The organism is Nocardia vermiculata NBRC 100427, from assembly GCF_001613265.1.
Lineage (GTDB): Bacteria > Actinomycetota > Actinomycetes > Mycobacteriales > Mycobacteriaceae > Nocardia > Nocardia vermiculata.
Window position 1 is genome coordinate 707,104 of sequence record NZ_BDCA01000001.1, and the last position, 22,807, is coordinate 729,910.

Sequence of the window (22,807 nt, forward strand, 5' to 3'; positions counted from 1 at the left end):
CTGAGGCGGGGAGCGCGGGCGGCCGAACTAGCTCGACGCGGCGGCGGGAGACTCCCGGCCGCTTCGGCTAACCAGTATGCAGTGTCCGCCCGGATCCGCGACTCCGCGGTCTCCGGCGATCACGGCGATCCGACCCGAAGTAGTACCTCCGTTGCTCAGCGCGGCACCTCCGATTGCGCCCCGACACCGCTGACCATGCTGCGGACCTGCCGTGCCGCCACCGACAACGTGGCCAGATCGTGGGTACCCGAGGCGAACAATTCCGACAGGGCCGCGCGCGCACGCCCCAGCCGGGACTGGTTCTTCGACTCCCAGTAGGCGATCTTCTCCTCCGCCGTTTCCTCCGGATCGCCGGCGGAGAGCACATCGAGGGTGAGCGATCGCAGCGAGCCGTACATATCGTCACGCAGCGCGAGACGGGCCAGCGAATGCCACCGGTCACCGCGTTCGAGATGACTCACGGCCTGCAGCAGCCAGTCGATCTTGAGATGCTCGTTGAGCGCGTAGTACAACGCGCCGACCTCTTCCCCGCTGCGGTCGGTGATGTCGGCGATATCGACGACATCGAGCAGCGGGAACAGGTTCAGCAACCCGATCACCTCGGTGGCGAGGTCTTCGGGGACCCCACGCGAGACGATCTTGGCGGAGGCCTCCGACTGGGTGTCGAGATGATGACCTCGCAGCCACCCCGGCACCTTGGGCGCGAGCTCGCGAACCGCACCGCTGTACCGGTGAATCTCGGCGCCGACCGCAACCGGCTGAGGACGGTTGGTCAGCAACCACCGGGATGCGCGGTCGAGGGTGCGTTTGGTCTCGAGTTCCAGCTCGTCCTTCACGGCCGTGGGCACCTCGACGGCGCGAATTCGCTCCCACAGCGCGTGCAGATCGAAGATCTGGCTGGTGGCGGTGAAGGCGCGAACCACGTCCGAGGTGCTGGCCCCGATTTCCTCGTTGAGCCGATGGGCGTAGGTGATACCGCCCAGATCGACCATTTCGTTCACCACCATCGTGGTGACGATCTCCTGGCGCAGCCGATGCCGCTTGATCGCCGCACCGAACCGGGAGCGCAGGGCCTCCGGGAAGTAGTCGGGCAGCCGGGCCGCGAAGTGGGCGCTGTCGGGCAAATCGCTCTCCAGCAGTTCCGCCTTGAGCGCGAGCTTCACATGTGCGAGCAGATTCGCCAGTTCCGGGGATGTCAGTCCGGTGCCGGCCTCGGCTCGACGAGTCAACTCCTTGGCCGAGGGCAGGGCTTCCAGCTCTCGATCCAGGCCGCGGCGTTGTTCGAGGTCGTCGATCACCCGCATATGTACGTTGAGCATGCGTGGTGCCTCGGTCCGCGACATTCCCATCAGGAAGTTCTGCGAGACATTGTCGCGCAGCACCATCTCCGCCACGTCGTCGGTCATCGAGGCCAGTAACGGATTGCGCTCCTCCACCGGCAGCTCACCGGCGGATACCACACCGTCGAGCAACACCTTGATGTTGACCTCGTGGTCGGAGCAGTCCACGCCGGCGGAATTATCCAGCGCGTCGGTATTGCATTTGCCCCCGAGCGTGCAGAATTCGATGCGTCCCAGAGCCGTGACTCCGAGATTGCCGCCCTCGCCGATGACGCGTGCTCGGAGCTTCGAGGCGTCGACACGCACCGGGTCGTTGGACTTGTCGCCCACTTCGCCGTGCGATTCCGAACTCGCCTTGATATAGGTGCCTATACCGCCGTTCCACAGCAATTGGACCGGCGCGCACAAAATTGCGCGAATCATTTCCGGTGGGGACAACGAGACCACTTCGTCGGCGAGATCGAGTGCTCGCCGAATCTGCGGGCTGACCGGAATCGACTTCACGGTGCGGTCCCAGACGCCGCCGCCCTCGCTGATCAACGACGAGTCGTAATCCGCCCACGACGACCGCGCCAACCCGAACAACCGCTTCCGCTCCACAAACGACGACGCCGCCACCGGATCCGGATCAATAAAAATATGACGATGATCGAACGCCGCCACCAACCGAATATGCTCCGACAACAACATCCCGTTACCGAACACATCCCCCGACATATCCCCCACACCCGCAACCGTGAACTCCTCCGACTGCACATCCACATTCATCTCCGCAAAATGCCGACGCACACTCTCCCACGCACCACGAGCCGTAATCCCCATCGCCTTGTGGTCATACCCCGCCGAACCACCCGACGCGAACGCATCCCCCAACCAGAAACCGTATTCCCCCGCCACCTCATTGGCGATATCGGAAAACTTCGCCGTCCCCTTGTCGGCAGCCACCACCAGATACGTATCGTCACCGTCCCGACGCACCACCCGCGGTGCCGGAATCACCGCACCGGTGGTGTGGTCGACGTTGTCGGTCACATCCAGTAATCCGGAGATGAAGGTGCGGTAGCACCACACGCCCTCTGCCTGCAGCGCCTGCCGATCGGCCACTGGGTCCCCGGTGGCGGCCGGTGGCAGTTTCACCACGAAACCACCCTTCGCACCCACCGGCACGATCACCGCATTCTTCACCGCCTGCGCCTTCACCAGACCCAACACCTCGGTCCGGAAATCCTCCAACCGATCCGACCACCGCAAACCACCACGAGCCACCGCACCGAAACGCAGATGCACACCCTCCACCCGCGGCGAATACACGAAAATCTCGAACTGCGGCCGCGGCCGCGGCAATTCCGCGATGGCATGCGGCTCGACCTTGATCGAGAGGTAGTCGCGCGGAGCACCCGTCGCATCGGCGACGTAGTAATTGGTCCGCAGCGTCGCGGTCAGCACGCTCAGGATGGCACGCAGGATGCGATCGGCATCCAGGCTCACGACCTCGTTGATGCATTCGTGCACCGCAGCCTGGAGCTCTTCGGCGCGTTCGGGTGAGGCGGAGTCCGGGTCGAACATCGTCTCGAACAGCTCGACGAACAACCGGGACACATCCGGCGCCCCGAGCAGGACGCGGGCGATATTGGTCTGACTGTACGGAAAGTCGGCCTGCTGCAGATACTTCGAATAGGCACGCAGGATCGAGACCGACCGCCACGGCAGCCCTGCCCGCAGCACCAGTTCGTTGAGCGGATCAGCCTCGGCACGACCGTGCCACAGTGCGTCGAAGGCCGCGGTGAACCGCTCCCGCAGGCCACGCTCCTGCGCGTCCAGGACATCCAGCCGATCGGTGGACTCGACCAGTTCGGCATCCATATTGCGATCCAGCGAGGTCCGCAGCAGATCCGGTCGAGCCTGCAGGCCGAAGTCGTAGATCCACGCCTGCCGCCCCTCGACGAACTCGACCTCGTAGGGCCGCTCATCGACCACCTCGACCCCGAGGCTCTGCAGCAACGGCAACACCTGACTCAGCGAGATCCGTTCGCCGACATACAGGGTGAACCGCCACGACCCGGGTTCGGCGCCCGGGCGGCGGTACAGATGCTGATCGATCGTGGTGGCGTCGAGCCGCTCCACTCGAACGATATCCGCCAACGCGCGTGACGGGCCGAAATCCTCCTTGTAGCCGTCGGGCAGCGCGGCCGAATAGCGCTGCACCACAGCCGGATCGAGCACACTCGACCGCGCTACCTCGTCGCGGAGGTCGTCGTCCCAGGTTCGGCTCGCCTCGGCGAGCAGGTTCTGGATCCGCAAGCGGTTGGATTCCGAGGTATCCACCCGGGTACCGGGCTCGGGCAGATGCACCGTGAAATACACACTGGCGAGCTCACTCTCGGACACCCGAGCGGAGTAGTCGATCGACTCACCACCGAGCTCACGCACGAGAATATCCTGGATCTCGAGCCGGACCCGGGTGGTGTAGCGGTCGCGCGGCAGATACACCATGGCGGCGACGAACCGCCCGTAGGAATCCTGACGCAGGAACAACCGCACCTGCCGCCGCATCCCGACGTTCAGCACCGCGCTGGCGGTGCGACGCAGGGTGTCGACATCACTGGAGAACAGTTCGGTGCGCGGGAAGGACTGGATCACCTCGAGCATCGCCTGGCCCGAGAACGATTCCAGATCGAATCCGCACTGCTCGATCACCGAGCGCACCCGACGCGCGATCACCGGGATGTCGAGCACGTTCTCGTGCAGGGCTGCCACGGTGAAAACGCCGATGAACAGGTGCTCGCCGACCACAGCGCCCGAGGCGTCCGATTCGGCCACCCCGACGAAGTACGGATACACCGAGCGGTGCACTGTCGCCGGGACCAGCCCCTGGGTCAACATCAGCAGTGGACGCTCACCTCCGTCCACGGGCACCCGGAAGTCGGTCCCCACGTCGGTGCGCAGCACACCCAGGCAACTCTCCGGTACCACAACGGATTTCGTTCCCGCCGGGGCTTGCGGGTCGCGTTGGAACCTGGCGTAACCGAGCACCGTGAAATGGCCGTCCGCCATCCAGCGCAACAGATGCGCGCAGTCGACGAGATCTGTCCTCGAATACGGCGGGGCCCCGGCATCGGCGGCCCGCACCAGATCGTCGGACAGACGATCCTGCATTGCCCGCATCGCTTCGGTATCGCTGACGACCTGCCGCACGTCGGCGAGCACATCGGGCAGCTCGCTCTGGATGCGGTCGAGGACGTCGCGGCCGGTGGAGTTGTGCAGCTGGACGTGGATCCACGATTCCCGCACCCCGGTGACACCGTTGCCGTCGATCTCGTGCGGGGCGGCCGAGCGCAGTCGTCCCTCGTCGTCGCGGAGAACCTCGAAGATCGGGTGGATGACCTCACTGACACTGACCCCGATCCTGGTCAGGGCCGAGGTCACCGACTCCACGAGCAGCCGCATATCGTCGGTGATCAGCTGGACGGCGGTACCCAGGCCGCTGCCGTCGTCCGGGTGGTAGACCCGCACGAGTGCGGTACCCGGGGGTCGTTTCATACCGACTTCGAGGTGCCTTCGAAAGACCATCGCCGAACTTCCGGTAATAGCGCAGTCCACATCGCCGGCGTCCACGTGGCGGAAGTACGCCGATTCGAGCGTCGCGAGTTCGCCCCGCAGCGGCTCCGGCAGGTCTTCAGCCCACGCATTACTGGACAATTCGGACGAGACTGTCATTTTCTTCGCCAACTCCCTCGGATTCGGTTCCGCAACAAAGTGACGCCGGGGTCGAGAGTAGCTGGGCAGCGTGGCCGCCGGGGTGGATTCCTCCTAAACCCCGGCAACCTCAGCTACCTCGAACGGGCCGGTGGTAACGCCCGTGTTCGCCGTCCACCACTGTCCATGGTAGACCGCTAAGACGTTGCGCCGCTGGATATTTGGCGCACGTCCGGGTTGTGATCGACTACGCGACAAGGAAAATCAGTCGCGTGTCAGCTTACGATGGGTAACACGGTGCGGACGGGCCGCATCCGGGCCCAGCCGCTCGACCTTGTTGGCCTCGTAGGCCTCGAAGTTGCCTTCGAACCAGAACCACGCGGCCGGGTTCGTATCGTCACCTTCCCAGGCCAGGATATGGGTGCAGGTCCGGTCCAGGAACCAGCGGTCGTGGGAGATGACCACGGCGCAGCCGGGGAAGTTCTCCAGCGCATTCTCCAGCGAGCCCAGGGTTTCGACGTCCAGGTCGTTGGTGGGCTCGTCGAGCAGGATCAGGTTACCGCCCTGCTTGAGCGTCAGCGCCAGATTCAGGCGGTTGCGCTCACCACCGGAGAGCACGCCGGCCGGCTTCTGCTGATCGGCACCCTTGAACCCGAACGCGGAAACATAGGCGCGCGAAGGCATTTCCTGGTTGCCGACCTCGATGTAATCCAACCCGTCGGAGACGATCTGCCACACCGTCTTCTTCGAATCGATACCGGCGCGGTTCTGGTCGACGTAGCTCAACTTGACCGTCTCGCCGACCTTCACCTCACCACTGTCGGGCTGCTCCAGACCCACGATGGTCTTGAACAACGTCGACTTACCGACGCCGTTCGGTCCGATCACACCGACAATGCCGTTGCGCGGCAAGGTGAACGACAGATCCTTGATCAACTGACGGTCGCCGAAGCCCTTGTCCAGGTGCTCGACGTCGACCACGACATTGCCCAGCCGTGGGCCGTGCGGGATCTGGATCTCCTCGAAGTCCAGCTTGCGCGTCTTCTCCGCTTCGGCCGCCATCTCCTCGTAACGGCCGAGGCGGGCCTTGTTCTTGGCCTGACGAGCCTTGGCGCCCGAACGCACCCAGGCGAGCTCCTCCTTGAGCCGCTTCTGCAGCTTCTGATCCTTCTTGCCCTGGACCTCGAGGCGTTCGGCCTTCTTCTCCAGGTAGGTGGAGTAGTTGCCCTCATAGGGGTAGGCACGACCACGGTCGAGCTCGAGGATCCAGCCGGCGACATTGTCCAGGAAGTACCGGTCGTGGGTGACGGCCAGCACGGCGCCCTGATATTGGGCCAGATGCTGCTCGAGCCAGTTCACGCTCTCCGCGTCGAGGTGGTTGGTGGGCTCGTCGAGCAGCAGCAGATCCGGCTTGCTCAACAGCAGCTTGCACAACGCGACGCGGCGTCGCTCACCACCGGAGAGGTTGACGACCGGCTCCTCCGGCGGCGGGCAGCGCAGCGCGTCCATGGCCTGCTCGAGCTGGGAGTCGACATCCCACGCGTCGGCGTGGTCCAGATCCTCCTGCAGCTTGCCCATTTCCTCCATGAGCTCATCGGAGTAATCGGTGGCCATGAGTTCGGCGATCTCGTTGAAGCGGTCCAGCTTCACCTTGATCTCGCCGAGCCCCTCCTCGACGTTGCCGCGAACCGTCTTCTCCTCGTTCAGCGGCGGCTCCTGCTGCAGGATGCCGACCGTCGCTCCGGGCGCCAGGAACGAGTCACCGTTGTTGGGCTGATCCAGTCCGGCCATGATCTTGAGCACGCTCGATTTACCGGCGCCGTTCGGACCGACGACGCCGATCTTGGCGCCTGGAAGGAAGTTCAGGGTCACATCGTCGAGGACGACCTTGTCGCCATGCGCCTTGCGAACTTTCTTCATCTGGTAAATGAACTCAGCCATGTAGGAAAGCCTATCGGTGTCGGAACGAGTGGGTCGAAACGGAGGACCACGGGCAGAGCAGGGGTCACCGTCGTCATCCGGCGTCGGCAGGCGCCGCGGAGACCGGCTCGACCGTAGCCGATCCGGTATCGGCGGTGGCGAGGGACTCGCCAGACTGCACCTGCGGCCGCGCGTCCTGTTCTCCGGAGACAACGTGCGAGCCCGTGGCGGAGTTCCGTAGGAGCCCGCGCCGGACCACGCGAGCTGTGCAACGCCCCAGGTCGGGCCCCAGAGCAGCGACCCGCATCTCCAGCTCCTGACGGTAGGCACCGTCCTTGGTCCGGTACTCGTTGGTGCGCAGTTGCCCGTAGGCGATGATCGGGTCACCGCGCCGGATGGACGCGTCGACCCCGTCCACCAGACGCCGCCAACAGGTGACGGTCAGGTACAGCGTGCCGCTGTTCACCCAATTGCCACTGTCGCGATCGAGACGGCGGGCATTGCTCGCCATCCGGAAGGAGGTCACCTGTTCCCCTCCCGGCAGGCTGCGCCGCACCGGATGTGTGACTACTGTGCCGATCACAGCGGTATTCGCCTCGTACATGGTTGCACCCCTCCACCATTCGACAACCGGATAGCCCGCCACCGCCGGATTCCCGCTGCGGCCGGGACCCGTTCAGCGTCTCCGATACCGCGGTGTGCCACCAGTCACCGACCCGCGATTGTGTACAACCGGTCGGGTGTGAACAGAGCTCGTTCCGGTCAGAGGGTGCTGACATCGGTATTGGCGCCGCACAGCACGATGACCGGCCGCTCCCCCGGCGCCGGGACGTACGCACCGCTCTGCACCGCAGCCAGGGCCACCGCGCCCGCGGGCTCCACCACCAGCCGGAACTCCCGCCACAGATATTCACGCGCCATCGCGATCGCGTCGTCACCGACCAGGACCGACCCCACCTGGTAGCGCAGCGCGGTGTCGAGGGCGATATCTCCGATCCGGGTCGCTCCCAGTGCGTCCGCGGCGATGGTGTCGATCGGCACGTCGACCGCCTGTTCGGCCGCCAGCGCGGCATGCAGGGTGGGCGCGCCCTTGGGCTCCACACCGATCACCCGCGAGCGCGGCCCGAGCGCGGTGGCGATACCGGCCATCAACCCGCCGCCACCGACAGCCACCAGTACCGGTGGCCGACCGCGCACCTGCCGTTCGATCTCCAGCCCGACCACACCGGCGCCCGCCACCACGGCCGGCAGGTCGTAGGCATGCAGTTGCAGCGCGTCGCGTTCCGCGGCCACCGCATCGGCACAGCGTTTCGACTCCGCGTAGGTCGTACCGTGCCACAGCACTTCCGCGCCGTAGGACCACATCGCCGCGACCTTGGTGTGGGGCGCGGTTTCGGGCACGACCACGATGCACGGAAGCCGGCGCACCGCACACGCCAGGGCCGCGGCGATCCCGGCATTACCGCCCGAGGCGATCACCACCGGACGAGCACCGTCGGTCTCGGACTGCAACAACGCGTTCAGGCTGCCGCGCAGCTTGAACGTGCCGCCGTATTGCAGGTGTTCGAGTTTCAGCGTGACCTTGACCGGTCCGCGCGGACCGTCGACCTCGGTGTGGAATACCGGTGTCACCCGAATATCGCTCCCCAACCGCTGCCGGGCCGCCCGGATGTCGGCGCGGGTCAGCCGCGGCGCGAGCGCGGACGCATCGGTCAAGACTTCGCCTCTCGGTCCCGCCGCGCCAGTTCCGCGAACATGGCGTTGTGCGCGGCGAGGTCGGCATCGTGATCCCGCTCGGCGGCCCGGTCGACCCGCTTGGCCGTGCGATTGTCACTACGCGACCACTGCACCAGCAACGACAGCATCACCAGCACCAGCGGGATCTCACCACTGGCCCAGGCCAGGCCGCCCCCGGTGCGCTGATCGCCGAGTAGATCGGAATTCCAGTCCAGGCCCAGCGACCGGTAGAACGCACCACCCATCACCGTCGTCATACTCATCAGCGCGACACCGAAGAAGGCGTGCAGCGGCAGCGAGCCGAAGACCATGCCGACCTTGGTCAGCGGCTGCACTTGGCGCGGCTTCGGATCGATACCGAGGACCACCCAGTAGAACAGATAGCCCGACAGCAGGAAGTGCACGTTCATCGCCAGATGCGCACCGTGCGAACCGACCACCGCGCTGAATATGCCCCCCAGGTACAACGCGTAGAAGCCGACGACGAACAGGGCCGTCGCCACGATCGGGTGGGTCAGGAACCGGGAGACCGGATTGTGCACGGCGGCCAATACCCATTCGCGAGGTCCGGGCGGTGCACCACGCCCCGCCGCGGGCAGGGTGCGCAGGGCCAGTAGTACCGGACCGCCCAGGGCGAACAGCACCGGAGCCAGCATGGACAGCACCATGTGCTGAGCCATGTGCACGCTGAACATTCCCGGTGCGTACCGCCCCACTCCCGAGCTGGTCGCGATCAACAGCGCCACACAGCCACACAGCCAGGCCACGGTGCGTCCGACCGGCCAGTCGTCACCGCGCTTACGCAGCCGTCGCACCCCGATCAGATACAGCACCGCGAGCACGATCGCGAGCGTTCCGAACATGATGTCGAACCGCCAGTCGAACAGGATCCGGCCGATGGTCGGCGAACCGGCGAGGTTGTAACCGAGTTCGACCTCGGCCGGGGAAGGAACATGTGTCGGGTCCGGCGGCGGGGTGCGTCCCAGACCGACTGCCAGTCCGATCGTCGCCGCGAAGATCAGCACTTCGACCCCGGCGTAGCTGATCAGCGCGGACGGACTGCGCGGATTGGCGGCCAGGGCCGGTAGCGCCCGGCGCCGCTGCAGGAATCCGAGCACCCCGAGCAGACACAGGGCCACCGCCTTGGCGATCACCAGCCGGCCGTAGGTGGTCGTGAAGAGATCACCCGCCGGCACCCGGACCCAGGCGTTGATCACGCCGGAGAATGCCACCACGATGAAGGCGCAGGTCGCCACGATCGAGAATCTGCTCGCGGCCAGGCCGGTGTGCTTGCCGTCCCGCATCGCGTAGGCGAGCACCGCGAACAGTCCGCCGACCCATACCGCCATACCGACCAGATGCAGGATCAGGCTGTTGGTCGCGACATCATGCGCACCACCCGAGGACGAATGCCCGGTCAGCGCGACGGGCATCAGGCACAGCAGCGACCAGGCGAACAGCACCGGGGTCCATCCCCAGCGCAGCGCCAACCGGCAGCCGATGGCCAGCAGCACCGCCATGATCGCGGTGGCACGCCAGGATCCCGCCACATCCACCTTGTCGATCGCGCCCCAGACCTGGTCGGGCCGCAGCAGCGTGCTCACCGGTTGACCGGTGGTGTCCGACAGCGTCAACGGAACCAACAGTGCGGAGGTCACCGCCCACGCCAGTGCGGCGATCCCGGCCCGGCGCAGCGCACGATAGCCACCGACGTCGAGCAGCCCGTCGCGTTGCGGCGGGCACAGGAATGCGGCGAACAGTGCCGATCCGACGGCAACGGCGGCCGAGAAATCGGCGAGCGCCCGGACCGCCGGCAGACCGTAGGTGGTCAGGGGTCCAGGGTCGGGAATGCCCAGCAGCGTCAGGGCCCGGGCCGCGGACAAGCTCACCACGACCGGGGCGACCAGGGCCGTAACCAGGAGTGACAGCACCGCCAGGAATGGGAACGCCGTCGACTCCGACCGCACGGCCCCGGGGGCGGATTCGGAGGGCGGGTCCAGCGGCGACGACATACTATGCAGCGTAGTTGGCAGCGCGCCCCTGCACGCCGCGGCCCCGAGTCGCGACAGCAGGTTGTGACGAGACCGACAGCGCGCCGCCCCGCCGCTGATAAGCAGGACGGACCTGGACGCTCGCTATAATCAACTGGCTGGACACAATGCCTCCGACCGGGCATCGTGTTTGGGTGCTACCAGCCTCCGTAGCTCAGTTGGATAGAGCAAGGGCCTTCTAATCCCTAGGTCGCAGGTTCGATTCCTGCCGGGGGCGCAGGTCAGGGGCCGTTTCGCACGGCGGCCCCTGAGTAGGTCCCATCGAGTTGTCCTCACATACCACGATGGCCGACGGAGTACCTCGACCAGTTCCTGGTGTATCCACCACGCCCCCGCCGTAAACATCGTCTTGCGCGAATCACCGCCGACGATCACGAATCCGGCGGCCCGACCCCTCGATCTCACCGAGAATGCCATTCGCCTGAATTGACATTGTTATTCTTGTGGCTATGACGTCGGCCGGAGGATGCGATGGGTGACGAGCTGGGAGCCGCCGGATTGCGTTTCGAGCGCGACGGGGTGATCGGATGGTGTGTGATCGATCGGCCGCAGGCACGCAACGCCCTGACGCCGGCGATGTACTTCGGAATCAAACGAGCGGTCCGGTTGGTCAACTCCGACCCGGAGCTGGCGGCTCTGATCATCACCGGGACCGACGACGTGTTCGCGCCCGGGGGTGATCTCGGCGGGCGGTCCGAACCCGGGGATTCCCTTCCGGCGGAGCTGTCGGGACAGGACATCCTGCCGTTCCTGACGATTCGGGACAGCCGGGCACCGGTCGTCTCGGCGGTCAACGGCATCTGCCAGGCGGGCGGGCTGCTCATCGCGATGCTCTCCGATATCGCGGTAGCCAGCGAACGGGCGACCTTCCGGGTTCCGGAACTGCTGCGCGGAATTCCCGACGCCACCTACGCGGCGGTCCTGCCCGCACATGTGGGCCTGGCGACGGCCCGCGATCTCCTGCTGTCGGCCCGGCGGTTCGATGCCGCCGAGGCACAACGCCTGGGCGTGATCAGCCGGGTGGTCCCGCACGAGCGATTGCGGGCGGAGGCGCTCGCGGCCGTCACCGAGATACTGCACACCGCGCCGCAGGCCCGCGCCCACGTCAAACGCATGCTCAACGAGCGTTACGGCGACATCGACTACCAGACCATGTTCCTGGCGCTGGAAACCTCGCCCGAACCGCGCGAGGGGATGCGGGCCTTTATGGAAAAACGCCCCCCGGAATGGATTCCGGCCGAGCTCAGCACTCAGCGCAGCGCGCCGTAGCTACGGGTGGGACGGATCCGGGCGACGACGCGACGGTCGGCGACCATCGCGCGGCGATAGTCCGCCCAGTCGGGGTGTTCACCGCTCAGTGCACGGTAGTAGGCGATGAGCTCCTCGACGGTGGCGTCGCCGGGATCGGCCGCCACCGCGGTCAGTTCGACATCCCCTTCGAGGACGGCGTACGACCAGAAATCCGTGCTCGTCACGTGCAGGGCCGCCCACGGCCGGCGGCGCAGGTTGAAGTATTTGGCCCGGTCGGCGGTGATGGAGATACGAACGATGCCGTCCGGCGCCGTCCAATGCGTGACATTGGACAGTTGCGGGAGCCCGTCACGGCGCAGTGTGGTCAGCACCGATCGCGAGGTGGTGCGGGCGAAATCCAGTGCTGCCTCGACGTCCATGACGGATACAACCCCGGGCGGAGCGCAGCTGTTCCTGCCGAGGCGCATCCTCGCGGCGGACTGGTCGAGACCGCCGCGGCCGCACCGGGTGCCATCGGGATCCGCCGGAGGCACGGCGGCGTGCTCAGCCGGACGAGCGGGGAAGAAATTCGATCGGCAGCGCCAGCGGCGACCGGGTCAGGCCCGCGTGGTAGCCGATCTCGGCCGCCTCGGCGAGGGTGATCCGATCCATCCGGCGGACGATTTCCTCGAGCGCGACTCGCAGGTTCAGCCGGGCCACATTCGATCCGGCGCAGCGGTGCGGGCCGGCGCCGAAGGCGAAGTGCCGGTTGCGGGCCCGGTTCGGATCGAAGCGGTCGGGGTCCGGGAACTCACCGGGATCGCGATTGGCCGAGGCCCAGTGGATCAGCATCTTGTCACCGGAGGAGACCGGGCATCCGCCCAGTTCCACATCCTGGACCGCGGTGCGTCCGACCGAGACGAACGGTGAATCCAGCCGCAGCAGTTCCTCGACGGCCTTCGGCATCAGATCTGGTCGTTCCCGCAACAATTGCGGGATCTCCGGTTCGCGGCAGAATCGCTCCATCATCAGACCCAGCGCGCCGGCCGTGGTCTCGAGTCCTCCCAGAATGAGAAGCTGTACGGCACCGATCGTTTCGTCCTCCGTCAGCGGCACACCGTCGATCTCGGCGGCCAGCACCGCATCCACCACATCACCGCGCGGCGGCTGCTCGCGGCGACGAGCGAGGAAACCTTTCACCCACGCGTACAGTCCTTTCCAGCATTCCCGGGCTTCGGGATGATTGGGAATCGAGGACCGCGAGGCCAGTGCCGAGACGGTGTCGAGTTCGTCGGCCGGGGCGCCGATGGCCAGTTCGAAGAAGGCCAGGCTCGGCAGCGGCCGGGCGAAGGCATCCATGAATTCGCACCGCCCGTCCTCGATGAACGCATCGAGCAGCCTGGTCACCAGATCGCGGGTGGGCTGCTCCCAGTCCGCGACGGCTGCCGGGGTGAAGTACGGCGTGATCAGGCTTTTGTACGCGCGTTGCTCGGGCGGATCCACCTCGACGGGCAGGTTGCGCACCACGCCCTTGGTCCCGGTGACCGACAGGCCGTGTGCGGAACTGAACGCCTGCCAGTTCTGCGCGACGCTCAACACCTCCTCGTAGCCGGAGGCGACCCAGAAGCCACCGTAGCGATCACTGTGCGCGACCGGGCACAGCTCGCGCATGCGTGCCATCGTCTCGGGCAGCGAGGCCGCGAGTTCGGGCGCGAGGTGGTCGAATTGGTTGCGGCACCAATCATCTGACAGGCGTACGCCGTCGGGCGTTGTCTTCTCCATGGTATCCCCTGTGGATCGGGCACCGGTTGGGCGCTCACCCACGATAACAGGGTAAGTGATTACTTTCTAGCGCTCGATAGGCCGCGACGACCTACCATGGGTTAGTAAGTTCTTACTCACAACCGTCCGGCAGCGGTACGCGCCGCGGTCAGGGAGGATTTCCATGTCGACAAGTACCGGAGCTCGCCCCGCGCTCCCGGCCTTCCTCGACGGCCGGCCCAAACGCCTGCTGATCGGCGGACGGTGGGAGCCCGCCGCGGCGGGCCACACTCTCACCAGTGTCAATCCTTCCACCGGCGAGGTGATCGCCGAACTGGCCGCGGCCGATGCCACCGATATCGATCGCGCGGTCACCGCCGCGCGGACCGCGTTTCGCGGGCCGTGGCACGGGTTCTCACCGCGTGACCGGCAGGCACTGCTGTGGGAGTTCGCGGATCTCGTGCAGCGGCACTTCGACGAATTGCGCCTGCTCGAAGCCCTGGATATGGGTGCCCCACTGGGCAGGCGCCGCCCCGGTTCGCGGGCCTGGGAAGCCGAGGTGCTGCGCTACTACGCGGGCTGGGCCACCAAGATCCATGGTGAGACACTGCCCAATTCGATTCCGGGCTCGGTGTTCAGCTACACGGTCAAGGAACCGGTGGGAGTGGTCGCCGGGATCGTGCCGTGGAACCGACCGGTGGCCAACGCGGTCTGGAAGATCGCGCCGGTCCTGGCGACCGGCTGCACCCTGGTACTCAAACCTGCCGAGGAGGCGAGCCTGGCGGCGATCCGCCTCGGGGAACTGTTGTCCGAGACCGGTATTCCCGATGGCGTGATCAACATTGTCACCGGCGAGGGCGAATCGGCCGGCGCCCCGCTGGCCACTCACCCCGGGGTGGACAAGATCGCGTTCACCGGTTCCACAGCGGTGGGCCGCGACATTATCCGGTCCTCGGCGGACACCCTCACCCGTGTGTCGGTCGAACTGGGCGGCAAATCCCCGGATGTGGTCTTCGCCGACGCGGACCTGGCCAAGGCCGTACCCGGCGCCGGAATGGGGGTGTTCTCCAATTCGGGGCAGACCTGCTGTGCCGGCACCCGCATCTTCGTCGAGCGGCCGATCTACCACGAATTCGTCGACAAACTCTCCGATTTCGCGCGCTCGCTGACCGTCGGCGACAGCCTCGACCCCGCCACTACGATCGGGCCACTGGTCTCCGAACAGCAGCTGCACCGGGTGTGCGACTATCTGGCGGTCGGCCCGGCCGAGGGGGCTCGCACCACGGCGGGCGGAGCTCGCATCGAATCCGGGCCACTGGCGGACGGCTACTTCGTGGAACCGACGGTCTTCGCCGACGTCGGCGACGAGATGCGGATCGCACGCGAGGAGATCTTCGGTCCGGTCGCCTCCGTCCTGCCTTTCGACACCGTCGAGGAGGTCACCGAACGCGCCAACGATTCGGAATACGGTCTCGCCGGAGGCATCTGGACCCGTGATGTCGGGACCGCACACCGGCTCGCCGGACAATTGCGCACCGGCACCGTATGGGTGAACACCATGCTGCTCTTCGATCCGGCAGTGCCGTTCGGCGGTTACAAGATGAGTGGGTTCGGCCGCGAGATGGGACCCCATTCACTGGACGAATATCTCGAGGTCAAATCGGTGTGGATCGACACCGCATAGCCGATGCCGGCGCTGTCGTCCCACCGCCGGTACAGCGAGAAGGGACCGCCGTGCACATCGGCGGCCCCTTCTCGGCAACCGTGCGATTCAGCTGCGCAGCAGCCTTCCCGCCGACGTCTCGTCCACATCCGCGCCGTCGAGACGGGTGGCCGTCCCGTTGACCCACATATGAGTCACCCCGGTGCTACGCACCACCAGTCGATCGGCGCCCCCCGGCTGATCGTGCACGCGTTCGATGGGGGTGGTGCCGATGGTGGCGGGGTCGAATGCCACCAGATCCGCGAAGTAACCCGCGCGGACCAGCCCCCGTTCCCGGATGCGGAATGCGTGTGCCGGCTGTCCGGTCAGGCGCCACACCGCATCCTCGATACCGATCGCCTTGCGCTCCCGAACCCAATGCCCCAGCAGGTGAGTGGAATAGCAGGCATCGCAGAGCTGGCTGGCGTGCGCTCCGGCATCCGACAGTCCGAGGATGGTGCGTTTGTCGGCGAGTAGATCGCCGATCTCCTCGTCACCGTCGTTGTCGAGCACTACCCGGAACCTCGTCCCCATCTCGTCGGCCAGCGCCGTATCGAGCATCAGGTCGAATGCCGTGGTGCCCCGCTCGGATGCCAAGCGGTCCAACGGGATTCCCACCGCTTCCGGATCGGCCACCGTCTCTTCGACCGCGACCTTCGGCCACCGGTGTGCCCACGCTTGTAGCGTCGCCGGCCTGGCCCGATCGCGCCACTGCGGATCACGGTAGAGTTCGGCGCGCTCTTCGCGCGGCCGGGCCAGCACTTCCTTCCACTCGTCGATCTCGCCCAACGGCGCCGGATCGGCGAGTGTCACCTGCATGACGATGGGCCGGCAAGCGATCTGCGGATACACCTCACCGGGTAGCGCACCACCGCGGGCGACCGTGCGCATCGCCGCGCCGGGTTTGTCGGCGCGCGCCACCAACGCGGTCCACGTCACCGGGATCCCGTGGCGCACCGACAGTTCCGAGAACTGATCGACGAACATACCGGGACCGATGGAGACCTGCAGGATGCCCTTGCCCGCGGCACCCAGTTCCGCTGCGAGCGCATCCACCTCGTCCACCTCGGCGAACCGGCTCGGCACCGGGCGGCCGAAGGCGCCCTGATGGGCGGGTTGCCGAGAAGTCGACAGACCCACCGCCCCGGCGCCGACGGCCTCGCGCACCAGTTCCCGCATGGTGTCGAGTTCCTCCGGTGTCGCCGCGCGTTCCTCGCCGCCGAGCACGAACAGTCGCAGCGGCGTATGTCCCAGGAATGCCGCGAGATTGAGCCGCTTGCGACGCTGCTCGAGTGCGTCGAGGTACTGCGGGAACGTCTCGAAACACCAGTCGATGCCGGCATCGAGGGCCTCCATCGACATGCCCTCCACATTTTCCAGGGTGCGCACGATGATTTCGCGGTGCGGTGGGCGGGTGGGGGCAACACCGAAACCGCAGTTGCCCATCACCACCGTGCTGACACCGTGCCAGGAGGAAGGCGTCAGATCACCGTCCCACAGGATCTGCGCGTCGTAGTGGGTGTGGATGTCGATGAAACCCGGTGCGAGGGTGAGGCCGTCGAGATCGACCACCGTCGTGTCCGGTCCCGGGGTGAGCGTGCCGGGCTCCGCGACGGCGCTGATGCGGTCACCGGTCACCGCTACCTCGGCGGCCCGTCCGGGATCACCGCTTCCGTCGACCAGCCAGGCTCGGCGCAGCAACAACTCCATGGGTCCTCCGATCGGTACGAATCAGGTAGTCGGCAGCGCACTTTCACCGTTCTCGCGCATCGGCGAGGGCGGCGTCGAAGCCGCGGTGCAGATGTTGCGGGGCGGGTTCGTTGCGACCGAAGACGATGGTGTCCAGCACTCCGGCCCGCACCCCCGGCTCGGTGCGCCCGGCAACCCAGAAATCCTCGCCGTCGACCACGGTTTCGCAGATCCACGGAGCCATCTCGACGGCCTTGGCGCGTTCGGCCTCGCTGAGGTCCGGGCGCAGGTAGGTGCTGTGCACGACATCGGAGGTATCCGCGTCGACCGGCACGATCTGCCACAGCTCCACGTGACGGCTGTCGAAGGTGAGGCTGACGTTGGGAAACAGTGCGTATTGCAAACTGATGTGCCCCATCACATCACCCCACTGCTCGTCGGGGACATCGCGAATCTCGTCTATGGATCGCAGCGCCGAGCAGTTGCGCAGATGCCGGCCGAACGGGTCGAAGGTCAGCACCCCGCCGTAGGCGTACTTCGCCAGCGTACGGCGGTGCAGGAAACGGAAATGGTAGTTCTCCCGGAAGGTGTCGAGCGTGACCTTCCAGTTGGCGGCGACATGATGCACATGGGGTTCGCTCTGTAACTCCCATTCGGTGAACTCGAGCGCCGCGAGTTCGTCGGCGAGTCCGGGACCGAGGTATTCGTCGATATCGATGGCCGGCCCGGGACGCAGTGCACCGATGATCAGCCCGTACCCCTCGCTGACGGGCAGTTCGACAAGTCCCTTGCGCTCGAAGCACATTCCTTCGAAGGCTTCGTCCACCGGTACCGCTACCAGCCTGCCGTCGAGGTCGTAGGTCCAGGAATGGAACGGACAGGCGAAGCGCGTGCGAGCACCTCCGCCGTCCACCACCCGCACCCCTCGATGCCGGCACGCGTTCGCGAAAGCACGTACTCGGCCACTCTCGTTGCGGGTCAACAGGATCGGAACACCGCACAGGTCGACCGTGCGATAAGTGCCGGGCCCGGCAAGTGCTCCCGACAACGACAACACCAGCGGATGACCACGGAACAACACCTCGAATTCCTCGTCGTGGCGAGCCCGCGAGTAGATGTCGGTCGGCAACTCGAGGATATCGGGCGCGAGATCGGTGGTGCCCCCGTCGATGTGATCGAGCAATCGGCGCGCGAGGCTGTGTTCCAGCGCTTGCCTGTCCATAACAAACTCCACCTGATACTTCAGACCAGCGGAACGGTCACCATGGAGCTTAGAGGGTAATTACTTACTCCGCAAGGAAACGACACAACCCGGCCCCACCTGGAAAAACCCGTGATCACCATGTCGATACCTGAATGCTTTCGACCGGGCATTACGATAAAGTGTGTACCCACTCACCACCCGCCGATCGGCACCGGTGTAAGCCCGCACACGAGGAGGACCCGTGGCCCGAACCACGACGAGCCGGCCCACTCCCCCGCCCGGCGCACCGCCCGTGCGCCGTCGGCTCACCGCCGAAGCGCGCAAGAGCTCGATCCTGTCCGCAGCACGCCGGGCATTCAGCGAGACCGGCGATATGAACGGCACCACCGTCAAGATGATCGCCGAGCACAGCGGTATCAGCGAAGGAATCATCTACCGCCACTTCGACAGTAAGGATCAGCTGTTCTTCGAGGCGGTGGTGGAACCGCTGAAGACCGCCGTCGACGACCTGGTAGCTGCCACCGCCGTCGTCGACCGGGACGAGCCCCTCACCCCGCAGCGACAGCTCGAAACCCTCGAAGGCCTGTACCGCCAGCTGATTTCGACACTGGAGGAGGTGCTGCCACTGCTGGGCCTGGTGCTGTTCGGTGACCCACAGGTGGCGCGCCGGTTCTACCGGGAGAACTTCGCGGTGGCGATGGACCGGCTCGCCGAGGCATGGCGTGCGGTCGAGGACCGGTACGGATTCCACTTCGAATCCACCGACATCTCCGCCCGCGCCGTGATGGGCATGGCACTGATGCAGGCCCTGGAGACCCGGCACGGCACAGCCAAGAAGGCCGAGCGCGACCGCGCCATCACCCTGATCAGCGAGGGCACCGTCAAGGGGTTCTTCCCGGTGATCGAAGGAGTCGAGTCCGATGAGCGCACACGGTGATTCCCCGCGCGGCGGTCTGTCCGTCGTGACCGAACTCGCCCGCCGTTTCGCCGCGGGAGACGGGGCGGGCGCGTTGACCCTGTTCCATCCGGAGATCCGGATCGAACAGCCACGATCACTACCGCACGGCGGTGAGTACCACGGCCACGCCGGGGTGGCCGCCATGGGCGAGTCGTTCGGAAAGTACTGGGAGCGCCGCATCGACAATCCGCGCATCTTCGGTTCCGACGAGGCCGTCGTGCAGGTGACGACGCAGACCTGGACCGCCAAGGACACCCACCGCGCAGCGACCGTCGACGTGGTCGAGTTGTTCTCGTTCGCCGACGGCATGGTCCGCGAGATCCGGGTATTCCAGCAGGACACTCACGCCCTGCTGGAAACCCTGGATCGGTAGCCGCTCCGCGGACACGCCGTCACGGCACCTCGAGGACCACCGCGGTGCCCATACCGCCGCCGGCGCACATCGCGGCCACGCCGATTCCCCCACCGCGCCGGCGCAACTCGTGGACCAGGCTCAGCACCATGCGAGTACCGGTCATCGCCACCGGATGGCCCAGGCTGCAACCACTTCCGAGAATATTGACCTTCGCCTCGTCCAGGCCCAGTGTCCGGGTCGCGGCCACCGCCACCGAGGCGAAGGCCTCGTTGATCTCCCACAGCGCTACATCCGACACCGACAACCCGGCACGAGCGAGCACCTTCTCGATGGCGGGTGCCGGCGCCAACCCGGTCTCGGCCGCAGGCACCCCCACCGACGCCCACGCCCGAACCACGGCCAGCGGATCGATGCCACGCGCCCGGGCCAGCGCCCGATCGGCGACGACGAGGGCACCGGCCGCATCGTTGATGCCGGCGGAGTTCCCGGCCGTGATGGAGAAACCGTCGATCTCCGGATGCAACGGCTTCAACGCGGCCATCTTCTCCAAGGAGGAGGTGCGGCGGGGATGTTCGTCGACGGCGAAGGTCACGCTCACGCCATCGCCCCTGGTCACCTCGATGGGCACGATCTCGTCGGTGAAACTCCCGGCATCGATCGCCGCGACGGCACGTTGATGGGACCGAAACGCCCACTCGTCCATCTGCTCTCGCGTGATTCCGGCCTTGACCGCCGCATTCCAGCCGACGGTGATCGACATATCCCGCACCGGTGCATCGGCCGTCTCACGGTGGCTCGGGGCGAGCCAGTCCTCCTCCACCTCCTGGCTACCGGGAATGCGTCGATTCACCGTCGGTGCAGTCGAACTCGACTGCACGCCTCCGGCCACCACGACCCGGTCCATCCCGGCGATCACCGAGGCGGCGGCGCTCTGCAACGTCGACAATCCGGACGCACAGTGCCGGTTGTGTGCGATACCCGGCGCGTTCACCAGGCCCGCCTCGATCGCGACGTACCGCCCGATCGCGCCACCGCCGTACAGCGATTCGCCGAGCACCACATCGTCGATCAGCTCGGGTTCCACACCCGCGCGGCGTACCGCCGCACCGACTGCTGCCGTACCCAGCGTGAAGGCATCGGTTTCGGTGAGCGAACCCTTGTATGCCGTCCCGATCGCAGTGCGCGCGCCCGAAATGATCACGGCCTCATGGCTCATCGGAGCCACCCCATTCCCGTATTCGAGTAGAAATTTTCCGACAGTGCCGCCTCGACCGCGGGGGTCAGCGGGCGGTCACCAGACGCCCCGGAACCTCTCCGGTCAGCTCGTCGTGATCCACCAGCACCCGGCCGTTGACGAGCGTGTAGTCGTACCCCCGCGCGCGCTGCACGAATCGCTGCGCCCCGAGCGGGAAGTCGGTTGCCATCCGCGGAGCGAACAGGTCCAGGTTCTCCAGATCGATGACGTTCACATCGGCATGGGCGCCGGGTGCCAGCACCCCGCGATCGGCGATGCCGAACAGGTTGGCGGCGTCCACCGTCAGCCGCCGGATCGCCGCCCCGATCCCCAGCAATGCCCGATCACGCACCCAGTGCCGCAGGAAGTAGGTCGAGTTCCCGGCGTCCATGGTGAGCGCGACGTGCGCGCCCGCATCCGCAACACCCAGCACCACATCGGGATTGGTGATCATTCGCGCCACCGCATCCAGATCCTGGTTGAGCACCGGGTAGTAGAGCAGGCCCGATCCGTCCGTTTCCAGGAGGTAGTCGATGAATGCGGCGGCGGCGCTGCATCCGCGGCGCTGCGCCTCGGCGGCGAGGCTGTTGTCGGGGCCCACGTCGTAGGCGGCCGAACCCGGTGGCAGTAGATACATTTTCGCCGGATCCTTCGGTGCGAGCGGACCGGACGCCTGCGACGGCTGCTCGGCTGCGGCCACCAGCCGGTCCCGAATCTCGCTGCGGGCCAGCAGTTCGAGTCGTGCCGCAGGCGGCTCCGCCATCACCTGCGACCAGGCCGGAAGTGCGTCGTAGGGGGTACGGCTCGCAATGCCGTAGACGATGGCGCTCCCGCGCACGGAGGTCATCGGTCGCAGATCGGCGCCGCGCGTCCGCGCGCCGGCGGTCTGCTCCATCACCCACGCCCACAGCCCCGGGCGCCGGTCGCTCTGCATGATCGAGAAGGTCAGCGGACGCCGCGATGTCAGCGCCACCTGCTCCATCCAAGCCATTTCCGCGCGCGAATTGGCACGGTCGGCGCCGTCCCGTTCGCCCAGGCGCGGGACCACCTGGAAGGTGCCGCGGCCACGTTCGGCCAGTACATCGGCGATCGCCGAGAGCTCCGCGGTGTCGGCGAAGGTGCCCGGTATCGGCCGGCCGTCGGTGACGGTGTGCATATAGGTCCGGGAGGTGGAGAAGCCCAGCGCTCCGGCATCGATGGCCTCCCCCACCAGCGCGGCCATCTCGGCGCGATCGGCATCGGTGGCCGGTGCCTCGTCGAGGCTGCGCTCTCCCATGACGTAGTAGCGCAGCGCGGCATGACCGACGAGCCCGCCCACATTGACTCCGAGTGCGCGGGTGCCCAGGCTCTTCAGATAATCCCCGTAGGTCTGCCAGCCCCAGTCCACACCGGCCATGATCGTATCGGCGGGAATATCTTCCACCGACTCCATCATCGCGGCCAGGTATCCCTCCTGACCTGGACGAACGGGGGCGAAAGTGACGCCGCAATTGCCCATCACCACGCTGGTGACCCCGTGGTAGCAGGAGGGGGTCGCCGGCGGATCCCAGAACAGCTGGGCATCCAGATGGGTGTGCACATCGATGAATCCGGGAGTGACCAGCCGACCCGACGCGTCGATCTCGCGACGCCCGGCGGCTTGCTTCGGCCCGATCTCGGTGATGCGGTCCCCGTCGATCGCCACATCGGCCCGCCGGGGCGGTGCCCCGGTCCCGTCGACCACGTCCCCACCGCGAATCACGATGTCATGCATGGTTTTCCATCCTTCCCGGCGTGGGATACCCGAGCATAAACAAGGGAGTACTCACTCAACATAACCCGTGAAGCGCTCGCATATCAGGGCCTAGCGTGAGAAAGTAGGTACTTACTTGCTAATCGCACCGCTCGGGCCCTGACCCGCAGCGCACATCGCAGGAGTCGACGTGGGATC

The 22,807-nt window shown here is 66.4% G+C and carries 15 protein-coding genes and 1 tRNA gene; 5 read left to right on the top strand and 11 right to left on the bottom strand.

What is annotated here, in order from left to right; translation table 11 throughout:
* Nucleotides 1-155 precede the first annotated feature (155 nt).
* The 5 genes from NV2_RS03300 to NV2_RS03320 form a co-directional block, all read right to left on the bottom strand.
* Nucleotides 156-5,057 (bottom strand): NAD-glutamate dehydrogenase, encoded by a 4,902-nt coding sequence (locus NV2_RS03300; RefSeq protein WP_067868811.1) that lies wholly within the window; start codon nt 5,055-5,057, stop codon nt 156-158.
* Between the two features lie 243 nt (nt 5,058-5,300).
* Nucleotides 5,301-6,977, bottom strand: a complete 1,677-nt coding sequence (ettA, locus tag NV2_RS03305) for an energy-dependent translational throttle protein EttA (RefSeq protein WP_067868812.1) — start codon at nt 6,975-6,977, stop codon at nt 5,301-5,303.
* Nucleotides 6,978-7,050: 73 nt separating this feature from the next.
* Entirely contained in the window at nt 7,051-7,560 is a 510-nt protein-coding gene (locus NV2_RS03310; protein WP_067868813.1) for a single-stranded DNA-binding protein, read from the bottom strand.
* Between the two features lie 158 nt (nt 7,561-7,718).
* On the bottom strand, nt 7,719-8,672 hold the full coding sequence (locus NV2_RS03315) for a threonine/serine dehydratase (RefSeq protein ID WP_067868815.1): 954 nt from the start codon (nt 8,670-8,672) through the stop codon (nt 7,719-7,721).
* The gene (locus NV2_RS03320; RefSeq protein ID WP_067868817.1) at nt 8,669-10,705 is read right to left on the bottom strand and encodes a bifunctional copper resistance protein CopD/cytochrome c oxidase assembly protein; all 2,037 of its coding nucleotides are present in this window, start codon (nt 10,703-10,705) and stop codon (nt 8,669-8,671) included. The genes NV2_RS03315 and NV2_RS03320 overlap by 4 nt, the downstream gene beginning before the upstream one ends.
* Before the next feature lie 182 nt (nt 10,706-10,887).
* On the opposite strand from NV2_RS03320, the gene NV2_RS03325 reads away from it, so the two are divergent.
* Together NV2_RS03325 and NV2_RS03330 are read left to right on the top strand one after the other, a co-directional pair.
* A tRNA-Arg gene (locus NV2_RS03325) sits at nt 10,888-10,961 on the top strand.
* A gap of 254 nt (nt 10,962-11,215) precedes the next feature.
* Nucleotides 11,216-12,013: an enoyl-CoA hydratase/isomerase family protein gene (locus tag NV2_RS03330; RefSeq protein ID WP_067868818.1), complete on the top strand. Its 798-nt coding sequence runs from the start codon at nt 11,216-11,218 to the stop codon at nt 12,011-12,013.
* Here NV2_RS03330 and NV2_RS03335 read toward each other — a convergent pair.
* Nucleotides 11,995-12,414 carry a PPOX class F420-dependent oxidoreductase gene (locus tag NV2_RS03335; protein ID WP_067868821.1) on the bottom strand — a complete coding sequence of 140 codons (420 nt, stop codon included), beginning with the start codon at nt 12,412-12,414 and terminating at the stop codon, nt 11,995-11,997. The genes NV2_RS03330 and NV2_RS03335 overlap by 19 nt on opposite strands.
* A 124-nt stretch (nt 12,415-12,538) precedes the next feature.
* The gene (locus NV2_RS03340) at nt 12,539-13,756 is read right to left on the bottom strand and encodes a cytochrome P450 (protein WP_067868823.1); all 1,218 of its coding nucleotides are present in this window, start codon (nt 13,754-13,756) and stop codon (nt 12,539-12,541) included.
* A gap of 163 nt (nt 13,757-13,919) precedes the next feature.
* Here NV2_RS03340 and NV2_RS03345 point away from each other — a divergent pair, with 163 nt between their 5' ends.
* On the top strand, nt 13,920-15,419 hold the full coding sequence (locus NV2_RS03345) for an aldehyde dehydrogenase family protein (RefSeq protein WP_067868825.1): 1,500 nt from the start codon (nt 13,920-13,922) through the stop codon (nt 15,417-15,419).
* Nucleotides 15,420-15,506: 87 nt separating this feature from the next.
* Here NV2_RS03345 and NV2_RS03350 read toward each other — a convergent pair whose 3' ends face one another.
* Nucleotides 15,507-17,147: an N-acyl-D-amino-acid deacylase family protein gene (locus tag NV2_RS03350; protein WP_067868827.1), complete on the bottom strand. Its 1,641-nt coding sequence runs from the start codon at nt 17,145-17,147 to the stop codon at nt 15,507-15,509.
* Between the two features lie 43 nt (nt 17,148-17,190).
* Nucleotides 17,191-18,348: an aromatic ring-hydroxylating oxygenase subunit alpha gene (locus NV2_RS03355; protein ID WP_067868829.1), complete on the bottom strand. Its 1,158-nt coding sequence runs from the start codon at nt 18,346-18,348 to the stop codon at nt 17,191-17,193.
* Nucleotides 18,349-18,571: 223 nt separating this feature from the next.
* Between NV2_RS03355 and NV2_RS03360 the strand changes: the two genes are divergently transcribed.
* Nucleotides 18,572-19,267, top strand: coding sequence for a TetR/AcrR family transcriptional regulator (locus NV2_RS03360; RefSeq protein WP_157102715.1), 696 nt, complete (start codon nt 18,572-18,574; stop codon nt 19,265-19,267).
* Nucleotides 19,251-19,661 (top strand): nuclear transport factor 2 family protein, encoded by a 411-nt coding sequence (locus tag NV2_RS03365; protein WP_067868833.1) that lies wholly within the window; start codon nt 19,251-19,253, stop codon nt 19,659-19,661. The genes NV2_RS03360 and NV2_RS03365 overlap by 17 nt, the downstream gene beginning before the upstream one ends.
* Before the next feature lie 19 nt (nt 19,662-19,680).
* Here NV2_RS03365 and NV2_RS03370 read toward each other — a convergent pair whose 3' ends face one another.
* The gene (locus NV2_RS03370) at nt 19,681-20,859 is read right to left on the bottom strand and encodes a thiolase family protein (RefSeq protein ID WP_067868836.1); all 1,179 of its coding nucleotides are present in this window, start codon (nt 20,857-20,859) and stop codon (nt 19,681-19,683) included.
* Between the two features lie 64 nt (nt 20,860-20,923).
* Entirely contained in the window at nt 20,924-22,630 is a 1,707-nt protein-coding gene (locus NV2_RS03375; protein WP_067868839.1) for an N-acyl-D-amino-acid deacylase family protein, read from the bottom strand.
* Between the last annotated feature and the right edge of the window lie 177 nt (nt 22,631-22,807).

Coding starts and splice junctions, on each gene's coding strand:
- NV2_RS03300 (WP_067868811.1), bottom strand. CDS start 5,057: ATGACAGTCTCGTCCGAATTGTCCAGTAATGCGTGGGCTGAAGACCTG.
- ettA (WP_067868812.1), bottom strand. CDS start 6,977: ATGGCTGAGTTCATTTACCAGATGAAGAAAGTTCGCAAGGCGCATGGC.
- NV2_RS03310 (WP_067868813.1), bottom strand. CDS start 7,560: ATGTACGAGGCGAATACCGCTGTGATCGGCACAGTAGTCACACATCCG.
- NV2_RS03320 (WP_067868817.1), bottom strand. CDS start 10,705: ATGTCGTCGCCGCTGGACCCGCCCTCCGAATCCGCCCCCGGGGCCGTG.
- NV2_RS03330 (WP_067868818.1), top strand. CDS start 11,216: ATGGGTGACGAGCTGGGAGCCGCCGGATTGCGTTTCGAGCGCGACGGG.
- NV2_RS03335 (WP_067868821.1), bottom strand. CDS start 12,414: ATGGACGTCGAGGCAGCACTGGATTTCGCCCGCACCACCTCGCGATCG.
- NV2_RS03340 (WP_067868823.1), bottom strand. CDS start 13,756: ATGGAGAAGACAACGCCCGACGGCGTACGCCTGTCAGATGATTGGTGC.
- NV2_RS03345 (WP_067868825.1), top strand. CDS start 13,920: ATGTCGACAAGTACCGGAGCTCGCCCCGCGCTCCCGGCCTTCCTCGAC.
- NV2_RS03350 (WP_067868827.1), bottom strand. CDS start 17,147: ATGGAGTTGTTGCTGCGCCGAGCCTGGCTGGTCGACGGAAGCGGTGAT.
- NV2_RS03355 (WP_067868829.1), bottom strand. CDS start 18,348: ATGGACAGGCAAGCGCTGGAACACAGCCTCGCGCGCCGATTGCTCGAT.
- NV2_RS03365 (WP_067868833.1), top strand. CDS start 19,251: ATGAGCGCACACGGTGATTCCCCGCGCGGCGGTCTGTCCGTCGTGACC.
- NV2_RS03370 (WP_067868836.1), bottom strand. CDS start 20,859: ATGAGCCATGAGGCCGTGATCATTTCGGGCGCGCGCACTGCGATCGGG.
- NV2_RS03375 (WP_067868839.1), bottom strand. CDS start 22,630: ATGCATGACATCGTGATTCGCGGTGGGGACGTGGTCGACGGGACCGGG.